Annotated in this window: 22 protein-coding genes and 2 riboswitches; of the genes, 16 read left to right on the plus strand and 6 right to left on the minus strand. The window is 52.7% G+C overall.

The features are described 5' to 3' along the window. Positions 1-248 precede the first annotated feature (248 nt). The 4 genes from ABH899_RS13680 (at position 249) to ABH899_RS13695 (ending at position 5,223) form a co-directional block, all read left to right on the plus strand. Entirely contained in the window at positions 249-3,098 is a 2,850-nt protein-coding gene (locus tag ABH899_RS13680; RefSeq protein WP_369996960.1) for a 2-oxoglutarate dehydrogenase E1 component, read from the plus strand. Between the two features lie 25 nt (positions 3,099-3,123). Further along, positions 3,124-4,398, plus strand: coding sequence for a 2-oxoglutarate dehydrogenase complex dihydrolipoyllysine-residue succinyltransferase (odhB, locus tag ABH899_RS13685; protein ID WP_369996963.1), 1,275 nt, complete (start codon positions 3,124-3,126; stop codon positions 4,396-4,398). 288 nt (positions 4,399-4,686) lie between these two features. After that, positions 4,687-4,842 carry a hypothetical protein gene (locus ABH899_RS13690; protein ID WP_009672761.1) on the plus strand — a complete coding sequence of 52 codons (156 nt, stop codon included), beginning with the start codon at positions 4,687-4,689 and terminating at the stop codon, positions 4,840-4,842. Between the two features lie 87 nt (positions 4,843-4,929). Further along, positions 4,930-5,223: a DUF6509 family protein gene (locus ABH899_RS13695; RefSeq protein ID WP_218228678.1), complete on the plus strand. Its 294-nt coding sequence runs from the start codon at positions 4,930-4,932 to the stop codon at positions 5,221-5,223. A 243-nt stretch (positions 5,224-5,466) separates the two neighbouring features. On the opposite strand, the gene ABH899_RS13700 is transcribed toward ABH899_RS13695, so the two are convergent. Together ABH899_RS13700 and ABH899_RS13705 are read right to left on the minus strand one after the other, a co-directional pair. Further along, entirely contained in the window at positions 5,467-5,745 is a 279-nt protein-coding gene (locus ABH899_RS13700) for a hypothetical protein (protein ID WP_369996965.1), read from the minus strand. Between the two features lie 104 nt (positions 5,746-5,849). Continuing rightward, positions 5,850-6,305: a GNAT family N-acetyltransferase gene (locus ABH899_RS13705; RefSeq protein WP_369996968.1), complete on the minus strand. Its 456-nt coding sequence runs from the start codon at positions 6,303-6,305 to the stop codon at positions 5,850-5,852. A gap of 154 nt (positions 6,306-6,459) precedes the next feature. Here ABH899_RS13705 and ABH899_RS13710 point away from each other — a divergent pair, with 154 nt between their 5' ends. The 7 genes from ABH899_RS13710 to bshB2 all read left to right on the plus strand — a co-directional run bounded on the left by ABH899_RS13710 (position 6,460) and on the right by bshB2 (position 14,912). After that, positions 6,460-7,272 (plus strand): class I SAM-dependent methyltransferase, encoded by an 813-nt coding sequence (locus ABH899_RS13710; protein ID WP_369996971.1) that lies wholly within the window; start codon positions 6,460-6,462, stop codon positions 7,270-7,272. A 127-nt stretch (positions 7,273-7,399) separates the two neighbouring features. Then, positions 7,400-8,329: a manganese-dependent inorganic pyrophosphatase gene (locus ABH899_RS13715; protein ID WP_326050379.1), complete on the plus strand. Its 930-nt coding sequence runs from the start codon at positions 7,400-7,402 to the stop codon at positions 8,327-8,329. A gap of 131 nt (positions 8,330-8,460) precedes the next feature. Beyond that, positions 8,461-8,979: a TetR/AcrR family transcriptional regulator gene (locus ABH899_RS13720; protein ID WP_369996974.1), complete on the plus strand. Its 519-nt coding sequence runs from the start codon at positions 8,461-8,463 to the stop codon at positions 8,977-8,979. A gap of 95 nt (positions 8,980-9,074) precedes the next feature. Continuing rightward, entirely contained in the window at positions 9,075-9,962 is an 888-nt protein-coding gene (locus tag ABH899_RS13725; RefSeq protein WP_369996977.1) for a hypothetical protein, read from the plus strand. 268 nt (positions 9,963-10,230) lie between these two features. After that, positions 10,231-13,695 (plus strand): PAS domain S-box protein, encoded by a 3,465-nt coding sequence (locus ABH899_RS13730; RefSeq protein ID WP_369996980.1) that lies wholly within the window; start codon positions 10,231-10,233, stop codon positions 13,693-13,695. Positions 13,696-13,884: 189 nt separating this feature from the next. After that, positions 13,885-14,229 (plus strand): YojF family protein, encoded by a 345-nt coding sequence (locus ABH899_RS13735; protein WP_369996983.1) that lies wholly within the window; start codon positions 13,885-13,887, stop codon positions 14,227-14,229. A 26-nt stretch (positions 14,230-14,255) separates the two neighbouring features. Then, complete coding sequence (bshB2, locus tag ABH899_RS13740) at positions 14,256-14,912, plus strand: bacillithiol biosynthesis deacetylase BshB2 (protein ID WP_369996985.1); 657 nt, start codon at positions 14,256-14,258, stop codon at positions 14,910-14,912. A gap of 85 nt (positions 14,913-14,997) precedes the next feature. Here bshB2 and ABH899_RS13745 read toward each other — a convergent pair whose 3' ends face one another. Beyond that, positions 14,998-15,486, minus strand: coding sequence for a spore coat protein (locus tag ABH899_RS13745; protein WP_369996988.1), 489 nt, complete (start codon positions 15,484-15,486; stop codon positions 14,998-15,000). A gap of 204 nt (positions 15,487-15,690) precedes the next feature. Between ABH899_RS13745 and ABH899_RS13750 the strand changes: the two genes are divergently transcribed. The 4 genes from ABH899_RS13750 (at position 15,691) to ABH899_RS13765 (ending at position 20,303) form a co-directional block, all read left to right on the plus strand. Further along, positions 15,691-16,434, plus strand: a complete 744-nt coding sequence (locus tag ABH899_RS13750; RefSeq protein WP_369996991.1) for an aminoglycoside phosphotransferase family protein — start codon at positions 15,691-15,693, stop codon at positions 16,432-16,434. A 337-nt stretch (positions 16,435-16,771) separates the two neighbouring features. Beyond that, positions 16,772-16,981: riboswitch (cobalamin riboswitch) on the plus strand. Positions 16,982-17,210: 229 nt separating this feature from the next. Next, positions 17,211-18,101, plus strand: coding sequence for a class I SAM-dependent methyltransferase (locus tag ABH899_RS13755; protein WP_369996994.1), 891 nt, complete (start codon positions 17,211-17,213; stop codon positions 18,099-18,101). A gap of 213 nt (positions 18,102-18,314) precedes the next feature. After that, positions 18,315-19,337, plus strand: coding sequence for a permease (locus tag ABH899_RS13760; protein WP_369997001.1), 1,023 nt, complete (start codon positions 18,315-18,317; stop codon positions 19,335-19,337). Between the two features lie 27 nt (positions 19,338-19,364). Then, positions 19,365-20,303, plus strand: a complete 939-nt coding sequence (locus tag ABH899_RS13765) for a TIGR03943 family putative permease subunit (protein ID WP_369997003.1) — start codon at positions 19,365-19,367, stop codon at positions 20,301-20,303. Positions 20,304-20,478: 175 nt separating this feature from the next. Here the strand turns inward: ABH899_RS13765 and ABH899_RS13770 are convergent, their stop codons facing one another. The 3 genes from ABH899_RS13770 to ABH899_RS13780 all read right to left on the minus strand — a co-directional run bounded on the left by ABH899_RS13770 (position 20,479) and on the right by ABH899_RS13780 (position 23,214). Then, positions 20,479-21,549 carry a CobW family GTP-binding protein gene (locus ABH899_RS13770; protein WP_369997006.1) on the minus strand — a complete coding sequence of 357 codons (1,071 nt, stop codon included), beginning with the start codon at positions 21,547-21,549 and terminating at the stop codon, positions 20,479-20,481. Positions 21,550-21,832: 283 nt separating this feature from the next. Further along, a complete protein-coding gene (locus ABH899_RS13775; RefSeq protein ID WP_369997008.1) occupies positions 21,833-21,967 on the minus strand; it encodes a hypothetical protein in 135 nt (44 codons plus the stop codon). Positions 21,968-22,152: 185 nt separating this feature from the next. Then, positions 22,153-23,214: a lytic polysaccharide monooxygenase gene (locus ABH899_RS13780; RefSeq protein ID WP_009672322.1), complete on the minus strand. Its 1,062-nt coding sequence runs from the start codon at positions 23,212-23,214 to the stop codon at positions 22,153-22,155. A gap of 474 nt (positions 23,215-23,688) precedes the next feature. On the opposite strand from ABH899_RS13780, the gene ABH899_RS13785 reads away from it, so the two are divergent. After that, the gene (locus ABH899_RS13785) at positions 23,689-24,885 is read left to right on the plus strand and encodes an MFS transporter (RefSeq protein WP_369997010.1); all 1,197 of its coding nucleotides are present in this window, start codon (positions 23,689-23,691) and stop codon (positions 24,883-24,885) included. A gap of 87 nt (positions 24,886-24,972) precedes the next feature. Beyond that, a riboswitch (ZMP/ZTP riboswitch) is annotated at positions 24,973-25,052 on the plus strand. Positions 25,053-25,109 lie beyond the last annotated feature (57 nt).

Consider the following 25,109-nt stretch of genomic DNA (forward strand, 5'->3'; position numbering starts at 1 on the left):
AATCTATGAGGTTTTTACCAAAAAAGTCATAATTGCCGGTTAAATTGTGAACTCTTGTGACAAAATGCGCAATTTTTTTGGACTTTTCTATAGACTGCATTATAATAAGTATTGTAATTTCCACATTTGATGACGATACCTGAAATTGAGGAGAAATTCTCGACGAGGAGGGCTATCGTTATTGTTATGCTAGGATGTTCTATACGAGCAGAACTAATATCTTAAAAGTGAGGCGGAAAATTACAGCTATGAGGAATGAAGTGGAAGGCAGTCGGTGGCCCTGGGAATCTTATTACGGGCCGAACCTAGGTTACATTCAAGAGAAGTATGAGCAGTATCTGAACGATCCCGACTCTGTGGAAGCAGCTTATCGGGACCTGTTTGCGCGTTTTGGAGCGCCTCCGGCATCGGTACAAACCGTTCAATCCGAAGGTCAGGCAAACGCAGGAACCACTACCACCAGCGACCCGAACGTACTGAAGAAAGTCGTCGCCGTCGGCAAACTGGTGTGGAATATTCGCACATACGGGCACTTAGCTGCCAACCTGGACCCGCTGGGTCTGAGCACCAACCCGGATACCAGACTTCTTGAGCCGGGCACATACGGTCTGACCAAAGAAGATCTGTTGGCAATGCCGGCTTCAATCGTGTGGGAAGAAGCTCCGTCCGACGTGGCGAACGGCTGGGAAGCGATCCAGCGCCTGCGTCAAAGATATTCCCAGTCGATCGGTTTCGAGTTCAGCCATGTTCATGAGGAAGACGAGCGTAATTGGCTGAACCGTCAAGCGGAATCGGGCGCATCTATCGAGCCGCTGACCAAAGAAGAGCGGACCAAGCTTCTGGACCGCCTGGTACAGACAGAGCAGTTCGAAAGCTTCCTGCACCGCACGTTCGTCGGTCAGAAGCGTTTCTCCCTGCAGGGTACGGACGTACTTATTCCACTTTTAGACGAAATCGTTCATGAAGTCGTTCACGACGGAGCGGAACACATTCTGATGGGGATGGCCCACCGCGGACGCTTAAACGTGCTCGCTCACATTCTGGGTAAGCCGTATAAGAAAATTTTTGCGGAATTCCATCATGCGCCGAACAAAGACATCATTCCATCCGAAGGTTCCACGGGAATCAACTACGGCTGGACAGGGGACGTAAAGTACCACCTGGGTGCACGACGCTCAATCAAGGAAGGCGAAACTAGAGAAGCCAAGCTGACACTCGCGAACAACCCGAGTCACTTGGAGTTTGTAGGCGCAGTCGTTGAGGGCTTTGCGCGTGCGGCACAAGATAATCGCAAAAATCCCGGCTATCCAGAACAGGATCTGAACAAGGCGGCTTGTATTGTCATGCACGGCGACGCCGCGTTCCCTGGTGAAGGTATCGTTGCGGAGACACTCAACTTTACGAAGCTGACCGGTTACGAGAACGGCGGAACGATCCATATCATCGTCAACAACCGGGTAGGTTTCACGACCGACAGCACGGATTCCCGCTCCACTCACTATGCGAGCGACCTGGCCAAAGGGTACGAGATTCCGATCGTTCACGTTAACGCGGACGACCCGGAAGCATGCCTTGCGGCGGCGCGTCTGGCTTGCGAATATCGCAACCGGTTCAAGAAAGACTTCCTGATCGACCTGATCGGCTACCGTCGTTACGGACACAACGAGAACGACGATCCGGAAACGACTCAGCCGCTGATGTACGGCAAAGTGAAGAACCATTCGACGATCTCCGTCCTCTATGCGGAAAAGCTGAAGCAGGAAGGGCTCGTAGACGACAACGGCTACCAGCAGATGATCCAGAACATCCAGAACACGCTTCAGGAAGCGTACGAACTCGTCAAAAATCACCAAGGCAAGGGAAAGCGTGTCGCCGAGCCGGCTATTTTCGACGATCTCAAGAAAATCAAGACAGCCGTTCCGCTTCAGGAACTGCAGGAAATCAACCGCGAGCTGATTACATGGCCGGAAGATTTCAACGTCTACCCGAAATTGCAGCGTATCCTGGAACGCCGCGGAGACGCGCTTAACGAAGGCGGCAAGGTAGACTGGGCGCTCGCGGAGACGCTGGCATTCGCTTCGATCCTGGCAGACGGCAAGCCGATCCGGATCAGCGGACAAGACGTAGGGCGCGGAACGTTCGCGCATCGCCATCTCGTTCTTCACGATGTGAAGAACGGCTCGACCTACTCGCCGCTGCACAAGCTGCCTCAGGCGCGCGCATCGTTCGCGATTTACAACAGCCCGCTGTCCGAAGGCTCTGTCCTTGCTTTCGAATACGGCTACAACGTGTATTCGCCGGAAACTCTCGTGATCTGGGAAGCCCAGTACGGCGATTTCGCCAATGCGGCGCAGGTGATCATCGACCAGTTCATTTCCGCGGGCCGCTCCAAATGGGAGCAAAAATCCAGTCTCGTGATGCTTCTGCCGCACGGCTACGAAGGTCAAGGACCGGAGCATTCCAGTGCCCGTCTGGAACGTTTCCTGCAGCTTTCCGCAGAGAACAACTGGACGGTCGCGAACCTGAGCAGCGCGGCGCAATATTTCCATATTCTCCGCCGCCAGGCTGCCATTACGGAACGTGAAGAGGCTCGTCCGCTCGTGATTATGGCGCCGAAAAGCCTTATCCGTAACGCGCGCGTATCGTCCGACGGCAAGGAATTCAGCGAAAGCTCCTTCCTGCCGGTCATGGAACAGAAAGGCCTTGGCGATCAGCCGAAGAAAGTGAAACGTCTTGTGCTGACCACCGGTAAAATGGCGATCGATCTGGAAGAAGCGCTTGAAACTTCCGAAGACCGCGATTTCTCGTGGCTTCATATTGCCCGCGTAGAGCAGCTTTATCCGCTGCCGGAACAGGATATCTCGGAAATCATCGCGAAGTTCCCTGGACTGAAAGAAATCGTCTGGGTACAGGAAGAACCCCGGAACATGGGCTCCTGGAACTTCATGGAATCCAGAATCCGTTCCCTTGCGCCGGATAAAGTCAACGTGCGTTACGTGGGTCTGCCTGACCGCTCCAGCCCGGCCAGCGGCTTCCAGGAGATTCATACGTTCGAACATAACCAGATTATCTCGCTCGCTCTTAAACAACCGGAATAATAAACCTGCATAGGAGGTCACCATCGTGGCTGATATTAAAGTGCCTGAATTAGGCGAATCTATTACTGAGGCAACCATCTCTAAATGGCTTGTGACTGAAGGAAATACGGTAAGTCAAGGCGACTTGCTTGTTGAACTTGAAACGGACAAAGTGAACCTGGAAATCAGCGCGGAACAAGACGGCGTCCTTTCTGAGATCCGCAAACAGGAAGGCGACAACGTATCGGTCGGCGAAATCGTCGGCGTGATCGGCGCTTCCTCCGGCGCACCGGCGTCTGCGGCTCCTGCAGCAGCGCCTGAGGCTCCGAAAGCGGCGGAAGCTCCTGCAGCTTCCCCGGCGGCTCAAGCTCCTGCCAAAGCTCCAGCGGCTTCCGCAGCGGATAGCGACAGCGCGTCGCTGGCCGCTTCGCCGGCAGCCAGAAAGCTTGCCAGAGAGCGCGGTATCGACCTGAGCCAGGTCAAATCGCAGGATCCGATCGGCCGCGTATACTCGGACGACGTGAAGTCCCACGGCACGCAAGCGGCACAACCGGCGAGCGCGCCGGCTGCAGCGAAGTCCGGGGGCGCCGCACAAGCCGCACAGCAAGCGGTACCGGGCAAACCGGTTGAGCGCAAGCGCATGTCCCGCCGCCGTCAGACTATCGCGAACCGTCTGGTGGAAGCTCAGCACACGGCTGCCATGCTAACGACTTTCAACGAAGTCGACATGACGGCGATTCTCGACGTGCGCAAACGCCGCAAGCAGGCGTTCCTTGACAAGCACGATGTGGGTCTGGGCTTTATGTCCTTCTTCACGAAAGCGGTCGTTGGCGCGTTGAAGAAATTCCCTCATCTGAACGCCGAGATCGACGGAGACGATATCGTAGTGAAGCAGTTCTACGACATCGGTATCGCCGTATCCGCGAAAGAAGGGTTAGTCGTTCCGGTCGTTCGCGAAGCGGATCGTCTGAGCTTTGCGGATATCGAGAAGCAAATCGGAGACCTGGCCGGCAAAGCGCGTGCCAACACACTGGCGCTGTCCGACCTTCAAGGCGGTACGTTCACGATCACGAACGGCGGCGTATTCGGTTCCCTGCTGTCCACACCGATTCTTAACGCTCCGCAAGTGGGCATTCTGGGCATGCACAAAATCCAGATCCGTCCGGTTGCGATCGATGCGGAAAGAATGGAAAACCGTCCGATGATGTACATCGCGCTTTCCTACGATCACCGTATCGTAGACGGCAGCGAGGCGGTTCGCTTCCTCGTAACCGTCAAAGAACTGCTCGAAGATCCGGAATCCCTGCTGCTTGAAGGTTAATCGCTCAACTTGAGCGCTTTAACCGACCGGCACATACCCTAGCTTATTGACATAAAAGCCTGCCGAGCATTTGCTCGGCAGGCCTTTTTGCAATAATGTCCCGTTTGCCTTTCAGATATCCATCTAATTAAGGGGGATAATTATTAATAAGATTAATGAACGGATTTCAGACAGACCGCTCCTGCTTTTAAAATTCAGGAAGCTTCGGCTGTCATAGTACTTGCATTTCTGGGTAATGAATGAAGAGAAGCGGGATGAAGCAATGACCATTCGAAGGGGGAAGAAGAGATGAAGATCATGATTACGCAGAGCGAGGCGCTGGAAAAGGGAATCTGGCCCGAAGTGATGAAAATGTTCGGCTTGAATCAAGAGGACGATGTGTGGGCCAACGAAGAATTTGTCCTGACCGAAGAACAGGCTAAAGCACTCGGACTGATATCCTAAAAAATCGCCCGGAAGAGAGGGGATGGGAAATTCCCGGATTCGGTGTATAATAGGCTTCGAAGGTTTTGATGAGAAAGGAATGCTGACATGCTAACGATTACAGCTTTTAGTGCAGAACTTGTAAAAGACCCGTTCGGGATTATTCCGGGAAAGCGTTATGAATTTAATCTGGAGGTAGACGTTCCGGAAGACGACGAGCTGTACACGGCTAACGGAATCTATCTGCGGGTCATATACGGCGTGGACGAAGGCCAAAGCCGGATAATCAAGTACGATCTCCATGAAAATTCGACGGATACCTACCTTGAGTTCGATCTTGAGGACGAAGAGCTTGCGGTCGTCGATACGTTCTGCAGGGAGCATCTTCCGCAGGACGAATAAAATGCGGGGATGAAGGGACGGCTTATTGCCTTTACCGAATCCCGTCATGCTGGCTGGCAAGAGGCTTACCAGGCGCGTCTTCGGATGGCCGCGGGAAGCCTTTTTTCATGCTTTTTGTGCTGTATACGAGAGATCCGCCGCTTTTTGAGTGCCGAACGGATGCCGGCCGGCCGCATAAAAAGCCTGTTCCTACAGGAACAGGCTCGGCAGATGTAAGTAAGGATTGCGAAGGGATTGCAGGGATTAATCGGTAACGTCTTCGGATGCCGTGTCTTCGACGGATTCATCCGCTTCACCGGTTCCATCGGCTTCCGGGACTTCGCCGTCGACCTCTTCCGTACTGTCTTCTAAGGCATCCGCGTCCGGGGCGACATCTTCCGCCGTTTCGGTTTCCTCAGCATCGGCGGCGCTTTCCGCCTCCGCTTGGGCTTCCGGGGCTGCTTCTACCTCGCCGGCAGCGGCTGTTTCTGAGGCTGCGGCTTCTTCTTCAGACAATTGAATTTCATTTTCGGACTCTGCCATCGTTCATCCCTCCATTTGTACACTTAGTTCTCTAAGCGCATCCTAAGCATACCAAACGGAAAGCGAAGAAAATGTCGGAGGTTGAGAGCGAATTCATTAAAATCTTATAAATCCTGGGACATCCGGACCATATCGATAACCTGCATCCCGTTCTCATAGATTTCTTCGGCATAATGCCGGACGAAAAAATCTTTGTCGATTCCCGTAATCCGGAATCCGCACTTTTGATAGAGCGCAAGCTGGGCGACCCCGGTGCTGCCTGTTCCGATTTCGATCGTTTTGAAGCCGATCTCCCGGGCCTGCCCGACGGCATGGAGAACCAGCTCCTTGCCGTAGCCTCTGCCGTGACAATCCTCGCGGACCGCCACGTTGACGAGCTCGACCGTCCCCGGGCGGGTCGGCAGCAGCACATAGACGCCTATCACGGTCCCGTCCGCAGCCGCTCCGGTAAAGCAGCGTCCTCTCTGTATGTATTCCCGAACCAGTTCTTCCGAAGGATCGGCAAGCAGAAGCAGGTCCATCGGATAAGGTTCGCCATGACGCAGTTCCGTAATGTTCATCGTTTTTTTCTCCTTTTTATACGGTTTCTGTCTTCTAAATAACTCCACACCTTTACTCCTATTAAACATCCGTCTCCTAATTCCTGTCTCGTGAAAAGGAAAAACGGCTTTCAGCTCGAATTGTTTGGGGTAACAGCAATCGGGAGGCGCAAAAATGGAACCTATCGTAAACTACTACAGCCAATTTGACGAGTGGGGGAGGCTGGACCGGGAACCGTGGGAATACACCATAAATTTGTCTTTTATAAAAAAGTATCTGCCCGCGGGCTCCGCTGTTCTGGATAACGGGGCGGGGCCGGGCAAATACGCCATGGAGCTGGCTCGTCGGGGCCACAACGTGACCTTGGCCGACTTGACGCCGAAGCTCGTGGAAACGGCGCGGAGCAAAGCCGGCGAGCTGGGGCTGCTGGACCGGTTCCGCGGCTTTCATGCAGCCGATGCCAGGGACCTCAGCCTGTTCGGAGACGGGCAGTTCGACGCCTCCTTGATGCTCGGTCCGCTTTATCACCTGCAAGCCGCTGAAGACCGGGTGAAGGCGGTAGGCGAGCTTCACCGGGTAACCGCCAAAGACGGCTGGGTCTTTGTCGCTTTTATGCCGCGGATAAGGCACCTCGCCAATTCCCTGAGAGATCCGCTGAATTGGAAGCCGAGCGATACGGTCCGCGGGCTGGAGGCTTTCGCCGAAACGGGCCGCTTCGATCACAGCGATGACGGGCGTTTTACCGGCGCGTACTATTTTCCGGTAGGCGATATCGTCCCGTTCATGGAGACGAACGGCTTCGGGACGGTCAAGCTGATCGGTTCCGGAAGTATCGCCGGCGGAATGACGGAGGAGCAGTGGGATTACTGGCGCTCGCAAGGGGAGGAAGTCTCCCGGAGAGTGCTGGATCTGATCATGCAAGCGGCCGAAGATCCCTACAATCTCGGCTCTTCCTCGCACCTTTTGTACGTGGGCAGGAGACTTTAAAGCGGCCGTCCGATTATTCTCTGTATAGGGATTGGAATAAGATGATTTTAACGCTATAATCGAGTTAGGATTTTTAGCTCTTTTTGCGATCCATTTCAAATTCAAACGAAGTAAGGAGCCTTTATTGATGGAAAAAACATTGATTTTCGGACACAAAAACCCGGACACCGACACCATTTGTTCCGCACTCGCATATGCAGACCTGAAGACCCAGCTTGGCGAAAACGTAGAAGCGGTCCGCCTGGGAGCCGTAAGCGGCGAAACCCAATTCGCGCTGGATACTTTTAAGGCAGAAGCTCCCCGTCTTGTCGAGACGGTTGCCGGCGAAGTCAAGACCGTTATTCTCGTCGATCATAACGAACGTCAGCAGAGCGTCAGCGACATCGATCAAGTGCGCGTAGCCGAAGTCATCGACCACCACCGCATCGCGAATTTCGAGACGAGCGGCCCGCTTTACTACCGCGCCGAACCTGTCGGCTGCACGGCGACGATTTTGAACAAGCTGTACAAAGAAAACGGCAAGTCCGTTCCGCAAAACATTGCCGGACTGATGGTGTCCGCCATCATTTCGGACACGCTGCTGCTGAAATCGCCGACCTGCACGGAGCAGGACGTGGCGGCCGCCCGCGAACTGGCGGAGATCGCCGGCGTTAACCTCGAAAGCTACGGACTGGACATGCTCAAAGCGGGCGCGGACCTCAGCGACAAAACGATCGAGCAGCTTATTTCGCTGGACGCGAAAGAGTTCCAGATGGGCTCCCGCAAGGTGGAAATCGCGCAGGTAAACGCGGTGGACACGAATGAAGTACTCGCCCGCCAGGACGAGCTGGAAGCGGCTTTGAACGCGATTATCGAGAAAAAAGGGCTGGATCTTTTCCTGTTTGTCGTAACGGATATTCTTAACAACGATTCCATCGGTCTGGCGCTCGGCTCCTCCGCTAAAGCGGTGGAAGAAGCGTACAACGTAACGCTTGCCGACAACAAAGCGGTGCTGAAAGGCGTCGTTTCCCGCAAATCGCAGATCGTTCCCGTTCTTACAGACATTTTGAGCAAATAAGACTTTAAAAATAACGGCCGCCGGGCATCCAAGCCTGGCGGCTTTTTAACATTTTTTTACGGTGCCTCTTGACGAAACGGTCATTCGGCTTTTATTATTTATTTATCGATAAATAAAAAGGAGGTACGCAATTGGTTGTCCGCGAAGATCGCAAAGAACAGATTATAAACGCAGCCGTTGGAATATTCGCGGAACTTGGGTATTACAAAGCAACGACAGCCATGGTGGCTAAAGCGGCGGGCGTGACCCAGCCGTATGTGTTTCATTTTTTCAAAAGCAAAGAAGAACTGTTCAAGGCGGTGATTGACCGGGCCGTACAGCGGCTCTATGATGTCTTCATGCAGGTGGAAGCTCCAGGGGATCTCATTATGGAATCAATGGGCCAGGCGTTCAAAGATCTCATGCGGGCTAACCGGGCGGAAATGTTGATGGTCTTGCAGGCGCCTGCCATATCAGAACCCGAAATCCGCAGGCATATGAGCGAGAAGTTTGCGCTGATACACACCACCATCGTGCGAAAATTCGAAGAAACCGGAATGGACGAGGTCGAGACGGCAGCCGGAAATTTCATGGCAATCGGACTTCTGATCGTAACTTCGGATGTGCTGCAGCTTCCCGAGATGCTTCCTTTCAAAGATTTGAACTGCTAGGAAACCTAGCAAGGCGGCACGTTAAGGCTGCCTATTTTTTTGCAGGATCATTTATTGACTAATAAATAAATATTCAAGAATAGGATGTGGGCAAAATGAAACCAGCTTTTTATAACGGGCATGACGGCTCCAAATCGATGTTTTCAGGCGAACGCGTACTCATCTGGACGGGTTTGGCAGGCTTGGTCCTTGCCGCTTTTATGGCGGTTTATATGACCTTATACGGAAGCCGGGTCCTCCCGGAAGGCAATGTGGAAAGCGCCTTTTCCTTTAATGCGGCGCTAGGTATTTTCATCTTGTCGATAGCGGCCATTCTTCCATTGGCCGGAATGGGCAGCCGCTCGCGCAAAGTATTCCGCTGGCTGCTCGCATTTACGGCAGGAGCAGCTTATCTGCTGGAATCCGTCCAGCATCTGAGGGGAATCAATCCGCGGTTTACGCAGGCGGGCTCCGCCGTCGATCACATCGCAGGCATCACCTTCGGTCTTGACTCCATGCTGCTGATTGTTCTCATCGTCTGGCTTGCCGCGGCTTTTTTTAGAAAATCGGTACTTGCGGAGCGGCCGCTTGTTATTCTCGGCATCCGTTACGGGTTTCTCTCCACGATGGCGGCTGTCGCGGCGGGTATCGGCATGATCGTGCTCCAGAGCCGCTTCACCGGCTCTTCGGGCAATCTGATTGTTCTGCACGGGCTGGGGTTTCATGCGGTTCAGACGCTTCCGCTGCTTGGCTGGCTGCTGGAAAAATCGGATGACGCGCAGTCCCGCAAAGTCGTGCTCGTCCACGCCGGCTCACTCGGCTGGATGCTGGCGGTCGCGGGCATCGGATTCCAGACGGCTTCGGGCATGTCCGTCGCCGAGCTGTCGCCCTGGACGCTCACGGCAGCAGCCGGGATGATCGTGTGGCTCCTTGCTCTGGGCACGGCTCTCCGGAAGTCGGTAACCGTAACCTGGAGAGTCCGGCCAGAGGCACCGAAGCTTTAACGGCCCCCTGCTTCGGCAAAGCTGCGCGGCATACTGCCGCACGGGTTCCGCTCTCAGCCGGATTTTCCTTGCAGACGAAGGAAATCCGGCTTTTGTCGGCGGATTGAAGAAAGATTGAAAGTTTTAGAGAGCGGAAGCCGATTTCGGCGTTTCTAAATGGTTCGTTGTTGTTATAATAACTACATCGAACCTATCTGTTTCCCGGCCGCATCGCCGGTTTTGGTGAAACAGAGCCCCTGATTCAGGGGCGGAATCAAGGAGGCTTCCCGTGAACATCCCTTCGCAGGCTAAAGAAACGCTTTTTACCCATTTGTACGGTCAGGCGGCGAACGGCCTGGTATTCGTATCTCCTGAAAACGGGGAGTGGCTCGGCGTTAATCCGGCTTTATGCAAAATCCTCGGCTACTCGGAAGCGGAACTGCTCGGGAGAACCGAAAAATTACTTCTGCATCCGGACGACGAAAGCTTTAGGAGTGAACACAAACACGTGATGGAGAAGCTTGCCGCTTTTCCCGGTGAGGTCTTCGAAAGGGAGAAACGATATTTTCATAGAGACGGGCGCGTCATTTCGCTAAACGTCCGCACGACACTGGCACGCGATCCGGAGGCTGGACAGCCGCTGTATCTTCTTCATGAAATCACGGATATTACGGACCAGAAAGCAGCCGCAAAAGAGCTTGAGGACAACCGCGACCTCTCCCTGCTTTTTTCCAAAAACATTCAGGATGTCATTTCGTTCAGCTCTTCGAGCGGGACAATTCTATATATTTCGCCCTCTGTCGAAGGGCTGCTGGGCTATAAGCCGGAAGAAATGATCGGCCGCAAACGCGTCGATTTCTATCATCCCGACGATGCTTTGCAAATGAGGAACCGGGACAAGCTCTATTCGGAGAAAGAGGTTTTCATAAGACGGGTCCGGCACAAACAGGGACATTATATTTGGCTGGAGACCGCCTTTCAGCTCGTGCGTAACAGCGAAGGCCTCGTCATCAAAGTTTTAGCGATCGGCCGTAACGTGACGGAACGCAAAAAGTATGAAGAAACGCTGGCCGCGGCTCAGCGGATTGCGCATATCGGTTCCTGGGAGTGGGATCTGCTTAACTCGCGGCTTTCTTTCTCGGACGAAATGCGCCGCATTTTCGGTTATGCGATCCATTCCACGGATTCCAATGCGGAATTGTTTCTGGGGTGCATTCACCCCGAAGATCTCCCGCGTGTCCGCGGAAGCATAGAAAAGGCGCTCGAAAACGGGGAATCCGGTGAAGTTTTCTACAAAATTTGTCTGCCGGACCAATCGGTACGCACCATTGCGGGCCAATGGGAAGTCGTGACCGACGAATTCAATAAACCTATCCAGATAATCGGGATGGTGCAGGATATCACCGAACGGCGGCGGATGGAAGAGCGGATTCTGGAAAGCGAGCAGAATTACCGGCTTATTTCGGAATATTCGCTTGATTTTATTTCCAGACATGCCGTGGATGAGCAGGCGACGTTCCTGTTCGTGTCTCCGATCTGCCGCACGATGCTCGGTTACGAGCCTGAAGAAATGGTGGGTACGGCGGGACTCGGCTACATTCACCCCGACGACGTCGGCTATGTTAAAAAGTATCTGCAGGAAAATCTCCACGGGGAAGGAGAGGAGAAGGTTACGTTCCGGTTCTTCCGTAAAGACGGCACGTATGTCTGGTTCGAAACGACCAGCCGTTACACCCTGGACGACCAGGGCAGAGAACAGGAAATCGTGGCCATTTCACGCGATATTACAGAACGTAGAAACACGGAGCTCCGGCTCCAGGAATACAAGTCGCTGTTTGACTACAATCCGGTCGGCGTAGCTTCGCTCGATCTTCATGGAAAGCTGCTAACGGTTAACCGGGGTCAACAGGTTCTAACGGGTTATTCCGAAAAGGAGCTGACCGACGGTTACTTCGCATCGCTGGTTCATGAGGCCGATTACGACAAGACCTTCCGGCATTTCGAACTGGCGGCACAGGGCGAACCGCAGACTTACGAGACGGCGCTCATTCATAAAGACGGACACCGCATCGAAGCGAACGTCATGAATGTTCCCATCGTGCTGGGCGGGAACATTGTCGGGGTATATGTCCTGACGAGCGACATTACGGACCGCAAAAAATATACGGAAGAAATCGAGAAGCTGAGCTACGAACACGCGCTGATTCTCAATTCCGTTTCCGAAGGGATCTTCGGGCTGGATTTGCAGGGGCAGGGGATGTTTATCAACCCCGCGGGCGCATCTATGCTCGGGTTTAACCCGAAAGAACTGATCGGGAACCGGCACCTTCAGACCGTCGAGCAGGCCTGTCCGGACGGCAATCACTACCTTCCCGGCGATTCGCCGATTGAACGGGCGGTAAGAGACGGCATTTCCGTATCGCCGAGCGAAGGAATTTTCTGGCGGAAGGACGGAACGAGCTTTCTGGCGTCCTATCAAGTTACGCCCCTGTTCGATAAGGGGGAGAGAAAAGGCGTCGTAGTCGTTTTCCGGGATGTGACGAACGAGAAAGAAATTATCCGGGCCAAAGAATTTGCCGAACAGGCCGACCGGGCCAAGTCGGAGTTTCTGGCCATTATGTCTCACGAACTCCGCACGCCCATGAACGGCATTATCGGAATGACCGGGCTGCTCCAGGAAACGATGCTGGATGAAGAGCAGCGCAGCTATACGGATATTATCCGGGAGAGCAGCGACGCCCTGCTGCATATTTTGAATGAAATTCTGGATTTCTCCCGGATCGAAGCCGGCAAAATGGAATTAAACCTGGGCGCGGTCGATTTAAGGGAAACGCTGGCGGGCGTTCTGGAGCTTTTCCGGGTAAAAGCGGAGGAGAAGAACTTGAAGCTCTCGTACGATATCCCGGCCGGGGTGCCCCGGTATGTGCTGGGGGACGAGGCGCGAGTCAGACAAGTGCTGATCAATCTGATCAGCAACGCGATCAAATTCACCGAGCAGGGCAGCGTATCGGTAGCGGTGGAGATGACGAATTCTCCCGATCCCCAGTCGGTCCTGCTGGAATTTAAAATCCGGGATACGGGAATAGGAATTCCTGCCGGGAAAATCCACCAGCTGTTTCAATCGTTCTCCCAGCTTCATCCCGCCATTAACCGCAAATACGGCGGTACGGGTCTCGGCTTGTCGATCAGCAAGAAGCTGGTCGAGCTGATGGGAGGCGAAATCGGCGTCGAGAGCGAAGAGAACGCCGGCTCGACTTTCTTCTTTACCCTGCACTCCAGTTTAGGCGGCTCAGAAGCGCCGGACACGGCTCCCGCGATCCCTCCGGCGGAAACCGCGTCTGTTCCGTCCCTTCCGGAGGCGAAGCCTGCGCCGCTGCGGGTGCTCATTGCGGACGACCATCCCATGAACCGTAAGCTGCTTCATACGTTAACCGGCAAGCTGGGTTATTCGGCGGATGTCGTAAACAGCGGAGCGGAAGCCGTGCATGCTGCAGGAGAGCGGGCGTATGATTTGATTTTCATGGATGTGCAGATGCCGGTCATGGACGGGCTCGAGGCGACACGTCTAATCCGTGAACAACACGGGCAGAAGGCAGTATCTCCCGTCATCATTGCCGTAACCGCTTTTGCCAGAGAAGAAGACAAAGAACAGTGCCTGGCATCCGGGATGAACGATTATATCAGCAAGCCGATCCTTGCCGATGAGCTCAAGCGTCTGATTGCCGAGTGGTCCGCTCGGATAAAAGATCGATAGAAGCCGTGAAAACCCGCCGTGAAGCGGGTTTTTTGTTTGTACAGGCCCGAATACCGGGCCTATCCGCACCGTATGCGATTTGTGAAGTCGATCCGAATGTTTTATAATAAGCTACATTTAAACCTACAATAGATTAGCCGCATACAATAGTTTAGGTGAATACGTCAGTATATTACTGGAGGAATCTTCATGCAGTTTATTAATCAGGCGGCCGTCCAGCAAGTTCTTGATCTGCTTAAGGGCCAAGACCTGTATATTCATCTGGAAATGACGAACGGGGCTTATGCTTCTCATCTTGACCAGTCCAAACATACGGCCTCGACGTTTATCCGCAATTCGAAGATCCGTTATCTGCAGGGGTCCATTGCCGGAAACGGCCCTTACCGGGTAGGGCTCAAAATGGAAGACGGCTGGGTTTATTCCGAGGGACTTACCCATTGGGATGAAACAGAGACGCAGAGACTGATTTTGTCGGGACATGATAAGGACGGCAAGCTCGTCGTTTCGCTGCAGCTGAGCCGCGCCCCTTTTTAACTTACAAAGAGAGAAGGTAGATGGAGATGGAACGACACATACTGGTCGTCCTGCCGCATCCCGATGACGAAGCGTTCAGCGTATCCGGTACGCTTGCCGGCCATATACGGCAGGGAACCCCGGTGACTTACGCATGCTTGACTCTGGGAGAGATGGGACGCAACATGGGCAATCCCCTTGCGGCCAACCGCGTGACGCTGCCTGAAATCCGCAAAGCCGAGCTTGAGGAATCGTGCCGGTCAATCGGAATTCAGGATCTGCGCATGCTGGGCTTTCACGATAAAACGATTGAATTCGAAGACCGCGAACTGCTCGTCGGCAAAATCCGCGGCCTCATCGACGAGCTGAATCCTTCGCTTGTCATTACGTTCTACCCGGGCTACAGCGTGCATCCGGATCATGACGCAACGGGCGCCGCCGTGATTGACACGGTCCAGCGAATCCCCGTGGAAGAGAGACCGGTCGTTCACTGCATCGCTTTTTCCAAAGGGTGCGAAGATGTGCTCGGCAAAGCGGATATCGTGAGCGATGTCAGGCCGTATCTGGGGCAGAAGCTGGGCTCGATCCTTGCACACAGCTCCCAGTTCCAGCTCAACGGAAAGCTGAGCGGCAAATCCGCGGACGACAAAGAGGTGCAGGAACGGTTCGGCCACGAGCGGTTATGGACCTACCGGTTTCAATAAAAGAATGTGCGGAGCGGAAGCCGTTTGCCGCACGCCGAAAGACCGCCAAGGAGCAGGCATATCGTTCCTTGGCGGTTTTTTACCGTTATTCGAGGGAGAGGGCGGCCTGAGCGTTGGCCGCGTCGTTTTCCAGCAGTTCCTTCAGGTCATAAGCGGGGTACGCACCGTCCGCATACATCCGGTTGAACACTTTGGCGTGAAATTCGACTGCTCTCAACAGATGATTCACAAAGGTTGCCCGGAGACGGGGAGTCGCGGTTTCCGTGAGGGCACAGGCGTAGCCGCGTACGGCGGTTTTGGCAAAACCGAGAAGCTGTCCCGCTTCCAGGACCGGCAACTCCCGATTTTTATTCCTGGAGGAAGCAGGCGCTTTGGGATAATACGCCAGCAGCTCGTTCAGATTCTGCTCCAATGTTTGTATCGCCTCTCTGAAGAGCGTTTGAAGCCCTTCGTCCGTAAGCGTCGGCAATTTTTGTTTAAAAGCGATCAGTTGTCCGGTTTGAAGGCCCACAAGCTCGTGAAGCTCCAAAGTTTCGTGCCAGGCGAGATGCTTGGGGACTTTCGGCAGGCTCATCTTCTCAGACTCCGTTCGTGGGGTTTCTAACAGCCTATGTGAAGGGGCGGAAATTAGTAAGTTGTCAGCATCTACAGACGGAAGTTCAAGTTTACAGAAAAGTTAACGGTGAATAGGTAAAGTTAATTGATAAATATTTAATACCTATCAGGGATGCGACAACGATGCTAAGATATTTTTAACCTTAACTAAGGAGCCCTCGGAGTGCCGAATAATAGCAGCCTTATTTCAAAAACCGTTTTAATAGCAGAAAAAGCCGGATTAAAGGACATTACTCCTCTCGAGCTTGGTAATGGCGGGAACCTGATCGTTCATTTGGCCCCGTATCCGATTGTGGCCCGGATAGCCACTGTGCTTTCAAAAAATCATGCAGATTACGCCTACAAGGTACTGGTGCGTGAATTAAGAGCCGCACGTCATCTCCAATCGAAGGGAGTGCCGGTACGCTTGCCAACGGACCGTACGGATGCAGGACCCTACGATATTGGCGGCACATGGATGACGTTTTGGAAGTATGTTCCCCCTACAGAACTGCGGCGCCCTTCGCCAAGCGAAGCAGTTGAACTGGTTAATAGACTTTCACTGGCATTGAAAGATTTTACCGACGAGATTCCTCTGCTTGGTGTTTGGGAGCGGACATGTCAATCGGCTTTTAGATTAATGAAGCATCCGGATCGGCGTATACAAAATTTGCTAAGTCTGTTCTTCGCGATGGATAGACAGATGCGTCTCGAAACAAGTTTGCTGCTACCGTCTCATGGAGATGCCCATTCAAGAAACTTATTACCGAGTCCGGAAGGCTGGATCTGGTCGGACTTTGAAGATTTATCCTGGATGCCCGCCTACTGGGATTTGGCTTCATATGTAGGCAATCTTGCATTATTCAACGGAATTCAGGAGCCAACCTTTCAGTATATCTGGAGTCAGATGAATAATCAGGCCGAATAAGCAAGCTTTTGGATTTGCCGTTACCGCACGCATACTGATGTCCACTTTAGGTAACTTGGATTTCGCACTTTCAGGCAGCGGAGATTTGGAATTCGCATATAAACAGCTTGGGCTGGCAAAAGAATTTATTCATCAAATCAACCTGATTATTGAAGGGAAATAGCGGAGTCATAAACCGTCGCGGCTCCACTTAATAGTCCGAAGTTTGGCGGGCCCGCCTTACCGGTACATCTGCTTGCCCGCACGCTTCGGTCATTTGCCAAAAAGCCGGATTTGGACTACTATTAACCGTGAAGTTGTTTGGCATGCACGTTTTTCTTAAGACAATGGATTATCAAACATTCTTTATTAAACAGGTTCCGGTTCTTTCTCCGGGGAGAGGGAACGGATTAAAAGGGAAGTTCGGTGCAATTCCGATACGGTCCCGCCACTGTAAGGGGAAAAGGGGGGAGAAGCCCCGGCCGAAGCGCATCACGTCACTGGTTAATCCGGGAAGGCGCGCATAGGGTTCCCGAGTCAGGAGACCTGCCTGTTTACCGGTAACTTCATTCCTACGCAGATAGGATGGCGTTGATGCGAATGTTCTCCCTAATCGTCCGGGTCCTGACCCGAGCGTATTCATGCGATGAACCCAAACATCCTGCCTCCGGCGGGATGTTTTTATTTGTTTCGGATCGATGGACTCCTCCGGCTTTACAGGTAAAATGAAGTCCGCCGCATTTTGATCGAAAGAAGTATGACTAACAAGATCTTCAAACCGTATGGGGAGGCAAACGATGTATTACGGAGTCAAACTAAATACGAATTACAAAACCCTCTGGCAGGAGGGGATGAAAGACTGGGACGGAAATCTTCCCGTACGGATGACCGATGACGTCAAGGAAGAAGGGTTCTGGAACGCTTTTATGAAAAAGAAAGAACAAGCCGGGGTGGATTCCTGGGTCGCCAACCTGCGCAAGGAGCTGATCGCTTTTATCGATCCCGGCGAGGATGTGCTGGAAATCGGTCCCGGCTGGGGAAACTATACGTTCGAAGCGGCCGAGAAAGCGGGTTCCCTCACCTGCGTCGACAGCTCCGAGAGCGTGCTTGCTTACCTGAAAGCCGCAGCGGAGCGGAAGGGCTGGAATCATTTAAACTTCGTACATGCCAAGTGGGAAGAACTTCCCAAGGTGGAGCGAGCCGACGTGGTATTCGGCGTCAATTGTTACTACCGGATGCAGGAAATCGACCGGGCGCTGCTGCACATCAACAACACGGCGAAGCGTCTTGGAATCGCGGGCATGGTTAGCGGTCCTGAAAGACCGCATTACAAAGACATTCAGGAGCAGCTGGGCTGCCGGATTAAATTTCAACGCCGAGATTACATCCATTTGCAGAATCTGCTTTATGAATTGGGAATCGATGCGAACTGTAAAATGGTCAACCTGCACAAAACGTATGCCTACGATACGGAGGAAGAGCTGCTCAAGGACAACCTGAGCGCGGTTTTGGACAAGGAATATGACCGCAGGAAGGCCATTGATCTCTTGTACTCTTATGTGCGTGAAGAAGACGGCAGGCTGATTTACCCGCACAATTTCAAAGCGGCTCTCCTTTACTGGAAGCCGGAAAAACGGCTGGAACCTGCGGACCTGCCTGCGGAAGTGAGACGGATCGTGCAGGTTTAAATCCGAGCCGTTGAAGTATTATCCCGGTAACGCGGTTTCGCGTGCCGGGATTTTTTTGGCTTCACGGACCGGACAAGGGAAGCTTGTCATAGATTCGGGCAGATTCGCATAGAGATGAAGAAGAGGATCGGGATAAGGGAGAAGTCTTTTTTGTTGAAAAACGTAATAATTACGATTAAAATAAAGATACTGTTTTACACAGGAGGGGAGAACGTGCATTTCAGCGGAGCAAGCAGAGGGATGAGAAAAAGACACCTGATTTATATCGCAGCGGGAAGTTTCCTGGTTATACTGGCTTGGCAAGCCGTACGGACAGGGAATGCGGCGTTGCCGGACCCTTCGGTCATCCGCCTGTTCAAGACGATGTTTATCGGCATCGTGCTCGAAGCGGTTCCTTTTATTATGCTCGGTGTGCTGCTTTCCTCGTTCATGCAGGTCTACATCCCGGAGACCTGGATCCGCAAAGCGATCCCCCGGAATCCTTTGCACGGATTCGTGTTCGCCTGTCTGCTGGGCATCCTGTTTCCGATTTGCGAGTGCGGCATGATCCCGGTCGTCCGGCGGCTGATCAACAAGGGAATGCCGCTGTACATAGGCGTAGTCGTCATTCTGGCGGGTCCCATCGTCAACCCGGTCGTCTATGCGGCGACATACACGGCGTTCCGGATGAATCCCGAAATGGTGTACGCCCGGATGGGACTGGCCCTTGGAGTTAGCGCGTTTATCGGCTTGTTCGTGTACGCGTTTATTAACAAAAATCCTCTGAAACACAGGCTGGACTCGCTGTACGCCGGGAACGGACAAGACTGCGCGCACGTGCAGGGCGGCGGCAAATTCGTTACGATGATGGGTCACGCGGGCGGGGAATTTTTCGATATGGGGAAATATCTCATTTTCGGCTCTCTCCTTACGGCCGTTATTCAGGCGTTTGTGCCGAGAGGCGATTTGTCGGCGCTGGGGGAGGGGGAGGTGCTTCCGCATCTGTTCATGATGGGATTTGCCTACATGTTGTCGCTCTGTTCCACCTCGGACGCCTTTGTCGCTTCTTCCTTTCTCCAGACGTTTTCCAAAGGCTCCCTGCTCACGTTCCTCGTTTTCGGGCCCATGCTCGATTTTAAAAGCACGCTGATGCTTCTGTCCGTCTTCAAAACGAAGTTTCTCCTGCTGCTGGCCGTTCTTATCACGGTGACCGTGTTTGCCGGTTCCGTAGTGGTCGAGCATCTTTATTTCAGGTAACCCTTTGAATTGGGGGAGGTGAACCGGGTGGAAGACAAGCGCGCTTACGCCTTCCATTATTTTATCCGGGCGGCGATTCTATGCGGGTTTTCGTTCTATATCGTTTATCTGGTCAAAACGGGCAGCATGCCGCATTATTTGGCGCCCCGACTGGTACCGTACGTCAAAGCTTCGGCGATCGCCCTGTTCGTGCTGGCCGTGATCCAGATTTATCTGGCTCTGCAGCCTGCTGCAGGCAATGAACCCGACTGCGGATGCGAGTCCGATGTAAAGAAATCGAAGCTTTCGCATGGTGCGGCTTATTCCTTGTTCCTTTTACCGCTGCTGCTCGGCTTTCTGCTGCCCGACCGGGTAACGGGGAGCGATATCGTTCAAGTCAAAGGGATTCAATTGAATACCTCCGGCTTCCAAACGCAGAGGAACGCAGGTCCCCAGGACGATCCGCCCAAGAAGGAACTATCTTCCGGGGGGACAAGTCAGGGCGGGGAAGACACGGAAGAAGCCAGACTCAAGGAGATGTTCAAAGGCAGCCGGTTTACGGAAGACTACGCGAAGCTGGCCATGCGGCTTTACAAAAACAAAACCATTCTTATCGGAGATAAAGGCTTTATGGAGAAGCTGACGGCAGTAGATCTGTTCGCCGGGAATTTTGCCGGAAAGCAGATGGAAATCAGCGGCTTCGTTTACCGGGAGGACGGCATGCCCAAAAACCAGTTCGTCGTCGCAAGACTGACGATGCAGTGCTGCTCGGCCGATGCATCCCCGTACGGCGTTATCGTTGAAGCGTTGGGAGCGGATTCGTATCTCAAGGATACATGGGTGACGGTGAAAGGCACGATCCGAAAGTCCGTGTACGAAGATAAAGACGTGATGAAGCTGGAGGGAGCCGTAATCCAAAAAATCAAAGAGCCTTCATCCCCTTACGTGTATCCGTATGCCGGTGATTTCGCCGATCTGGGGAAATAGAGGCTGTGGCAAAAACAAAAACCGCTTTCCGACGGAAGGCGGTTTTGTGCGGTGCAAGAGCCGGATGCAGAAGGTTCTTAATCGGTAGACATACTCAGGCAGAACAGGGAGGAGGGGACAAAAAAATCGTAAAGATCGTGCCGAATAGAAGGTGCCTCCCTATCCGTGCCTGAAGCTATTTCCGTCTGCCGGACTCGGGTTCAAGGGACTGCGGTGCATCCAGAAGACGTTCCCATTCTTCGCTCAGCCGGTCCGCATCCAGATCAATCCCGATAAACACGAGATAGGGCTTTCCCTGATAAAAGGAAGGCTCCCAGTAGCTCCGTTTTCCTGCGTATTGCAGCAGATGCATGTGCCCGGATTCCGCGAACGTCACATAACCTTTGGCGCGGATCAGACCGTCCTTCCACCGCTGGAGGAAGGCGTCCACATCCGCTTTGGTCAGCCCCGCAGCCCGATTCCACGGGAGGGTGACGGTACGGACGCGGGAGTGGGAAGACGCGGTTTCCGCCGGTGCCGGCGAATCTGCGGAATGCATGCCGCGTCCGGAGCCGGCTGTGCTGGGCTCCTTCGGATGAGTCCGGATCTTCGTCATCCGGATAGGCCGGACCGTCAGAGGCACATTCTGCGCAGGCTGGACTCCCTCCAGGATCGGTTTAAGCTCAATGCGGCAGTGAGTCGTATACACGAGCATAGCGTGCCCGTTCAGCTTGCGTATCGCCTTCTCGATTTGGTGCAGCCGGATGCGGTGCACATAATCCGTTTTGTTGACCAGGATAAGGTCGGCAACTTCGACCTGCCTGCGAAGCGTTCGCACGAGCTGTTTGTCCGATGCGAACAGGCTGTTGTAATCCATGAAGTTTTCGGCATCGAGCACAGTGATGACCTGCTTGAGGGCAACGCGGTCCAGCAGACCGGGTTCCGTAAGCACATCGGCAATTTCTTCGGGGTTGGCCACGCCGGTCAACTCGATGAACAACATATCCGGATTGCGCAGAAGCAGAGCCTGCAAGCTGCCGGTAAGCTCGCTTTTCTTACTGCAGCAGACACAGCCGTCCAGCAGTTTTTCAATCGAAGCGGAGCTGTGCCCTTCCAGAATTAAGCCGTCGACATCCGCCTTGCCCAGCTCGTTCATCAATATTCCCGGGCGCAGACCAAGCTTCTTGGATTCTTCGAGCATACGGAGCAGAAGGGTCGTTTTACCGCTGCCCAAAAAACCGCTAAGTACGAATACAGGTATTGTCACGGTTTTAGTTCCTTTCTGAAATAAAAGATATGTTCTCATTGTATTCTTGTCCGGGAACGAACATGCAACAAAAATCGTAATCGTTACGTTTAAATTTATTGTACAGGAATCAGTGCTGTCCGGCAAACGGAATGTCTTCATTAGGAGGGGAGTGGAAGGCAGCTTCCAGAGCTTCCTTATGTTTTTGTAATCCGGGTAAAAAGTCCTTTATTTTTCAAAGCGAAAAAAAACCTCCACGCCCATTAAAGGGGATGGAGGTTTTTTTAAAATTTCCTATGCTTTATTACAGAGACTGTTGAGTTTTAGCGGAACCCGCAAAGGTCTGAAATTGATCCTTTAATTTCTGGCGGGCGTCTTTATTGCGGAGTAAGTAAGCAGCTCCTAGACCAATTGCAGTAAACATCATTTTTTTACCCATTTTCGTTTACCTCCTCGTATGTTAAGGTTGCTGGCTCTACAGAAAATTACCCGCTCAGCCCGATGCTAAACATTTTTCCGCGTAATAAACTAAAAAGAGAGGGCGGTGCTGCCGTGCAGACCCATCTTCTTCAAATAAAAAAGACCACCCGATAAGAGCTCGGATGGTCCTTCTTGTTGAGTGAATTAAACGGTTTTCCAAACGTCGGCTTTACCAGGAGTTTCGCCTTGTGTCCACCATTTGGCTTCGTAAACGACACCGTTGTAAGTAACGCGGTTGCCTGCTGTGTAAACGGAGGATGCGCTCCAAGCAGGTGCAGTCGTGCCGCCACCGCCGGCCGTTGTTTTAGCCGTTACAGCGGAGCTTGCAGCGGAAGTGTTGCCTGCTGCGTCTTTCGCTTTAACCGTGAACGTGTAGCTAGTGTCAGCCGTCAGGCCTGTTACCGTGAAGCTGGTTGTCGTGGAAGTTCCTACAAGAGTGGAACCTTGGTATACATCGTAACCCGTTACGCCGACATTATCGGAAGAAGCGCTCCAGTTCAGAGTTACGGAGTTAGCTGTTACGCCGGAAGCAGTCACGCCTGCAGGAACAGTAGGAGCTTGATTGTCTGTAGGTGTACCAGTTCCGCCACCGTTTACGTTAACGTCGATTACGTTGTAGAAAGCGTTAGGCGTATCGGCGATTTCCCAAACAGCCAGGATTACGTTGTAACCGCTGCGGGCAGGAACGTCACAAGTGTGGGAAGTGGAAGGGTTCGGTTTTTTACCGCCGTCGTTGAAGGAGCAGAACAGTTCGAAATCCGAACGTTTCAGAGCTGCGTTAGGATTCCAGCCAGTTTTCGTGATGTAGTATTTCCATTCTCTCGTTGCGTGTGCGGCAGTCAGCTTCCAAGTGAACGTATTGCTTCCGCTGTTGATGTTCACTTTGGACCAGCGGTCTGCAGTTTGAGCGTTCAGTTCAGGGAAAGCGGCGCCAGCGCCGGCGATTTGACCGTCAGCAGGGCCTCCTGCAGGGTAGCTGCCAGGTGCTTCAAGGCTTTGCGGCTCGTACACGATGGCTCCGCAGTTTTTGTTAATGCCTTGATTACAGAGGGCTGCGCGGCTTGCCGGACCTGTGATATAACCATGAGCGGAAGCGCTTTCAGCGAAAACGAGCGAGCAGATGGCACCGATTACGAGCGCAGCAAATGCTACGAGAAAAGGAGAAACTTTGAAAAGAGAGCGGTTCCATGAAATGGATTGGGACATTAGTTTAATACCTCCGATTTGAGTGAATTTGGAATACAGGGAATTTAGAACTATACTGCTGCGAATCGTAAAAAATCATAATGACACAAACCAGAGTGATTCTGGTGGATAGGTCAGGATTCGGCATCGTAAGCAGTGAATGGCTATCTACCGAGAGCAGCAAATGAGCTTTAATTCCTGCCTGTCAAAAAGTTTAGCATCTACCTCCTGTCAATTTATGTCTAAATGAATCAATTCACCTCCTCATATCCATATTATAGTATAAGGTAGAAGCAATGAAAGTAGGTCTTTAGAACTATTTATAGACATAAAATGGTGTAAATAGTAAAACATCTCCTCCGAAATATCCCGAAAATTTGGATATTTTTTTGTAAAAATCGTAAATTCGAAAATAAACTAGAATTAAAAGGGAAATTGTCGAAAGAAACGAATTAGAAGTATACGAATGCGGAAGAGGAAGGGAGTGAGCCGGTTATGAGTGTTGCGGCAGACATCAAATTGTTTATTTCCGTCAAAAAAGCATGGATTTTGGTCCTGGCGATGGTTTTGTACGGAATCGGCGTCGGGATTTTGGCGCCCATGAACGCCATTTACTTAAAAGAAGGGATCGGACTCGGGAAAGGCGAGATCGCGTCGATTTTTGCCGTTTCGCTTGTGCTCAATATGATTTTCACGATCAGCGTGGGCATTCTAAGCGATAAGATTCCGCGGAAGAAAATCATCCCCATGGCGGCTTCCGTGGTGTGTGCGGCCGGGCTGCTGATCTATATGAGAGCCGACGGGTACGTATCCGCGCTGGTGGGCATGTCGATCGCATCGGCCCCGTCCGGGATGGTTATGGGTCAGATGTTTGCCATGGCCCGAAACCATTTCTCGAAGCTGGCGCCGGACATCGTGGAGATTTCGCAGCTCTGGCTGCGCGCGTCTTTCAGCGTGGGTTTTTTTACGGGACTGCTGCTGGGAGCGAACATTTACTTATGGTTCACCTTCTACGGGGTACTCTGGGGCAATCTTGCGGGATACGCGGCACTCTTCGTCCTTCTGATGTTTTACCGGGAAACGGTGGAAGCGCCTTCCAAAGCGGTCGTTAAGAAGAGCGGCGAACCCTTCTCGCTGGCTATGCTGGCCGCGCTGCTTATGCTGTCGTGCGCCGATGCGATTCGGGGACTGTATCTTCCCCTTGTCGTGAACGAGAAGTTCGGCAATCCCGAGCTGATGTCTTACATCTGGAGCGCGCAGGCGGTGTTCGAATTGTTGTTTATGACGGTTGCGGGCTATTGGGCGCTGAAATACGGCTTCAAGCCGGTCATTCTATTCGCCGGCCTGTTCGCTCTGATCGTCTATCTGGTATACGCCAATGTCGATTATCTGCCGTTCTTTTTCGCCATGCAGCCGCTATATTCGTTTTACGTGGCCGTGCTGCTCGGGGTGGCAATGGGCTACGTCCAGCGGATGTTTTTGCACAAAACCGGGTTCGGAGCCAGCCTGTATGTCGTGATTACTCAAATGGCTTCTCTGGTCGGCTATTTCCTGCCGCTGCTGATCGATGGCATCACGCCGTCCATCTTTTATATCCCGGCTGCGCTCATTGTCGTCTCCATGCTGCTTATCACGAGAACGATGCTGAAAGAACGCGGCAGCAGAAAACCGGGAAACGTACAAACTTTGTAAGTGAGGCGGTGTGCCAACCGATCTTGAAAAAAAATGCTTCTCCGGCACTTTACCGTAAAACGTTCGCTGTGCTAAAATGAGGCCACTGGAACGGTGTGTAACTGGCGGAACGTGGGGAACCACGGGGGAGCACACGGGAAATATAGCCGTACGCCTGGGCGAAAGTATTTGCAGATAACGGGAAACCGCGATCTGCGGATACTTTTTTTGTTTTCTTTTTGCAG

The organism is Paenibacillus sp. RC84, assembly GCF_041260495.1.
GTDB lineage: Bacteria > Bacillota > Bacilli > Paenibacillales > NBRC-103111 > Paenibacillus_F.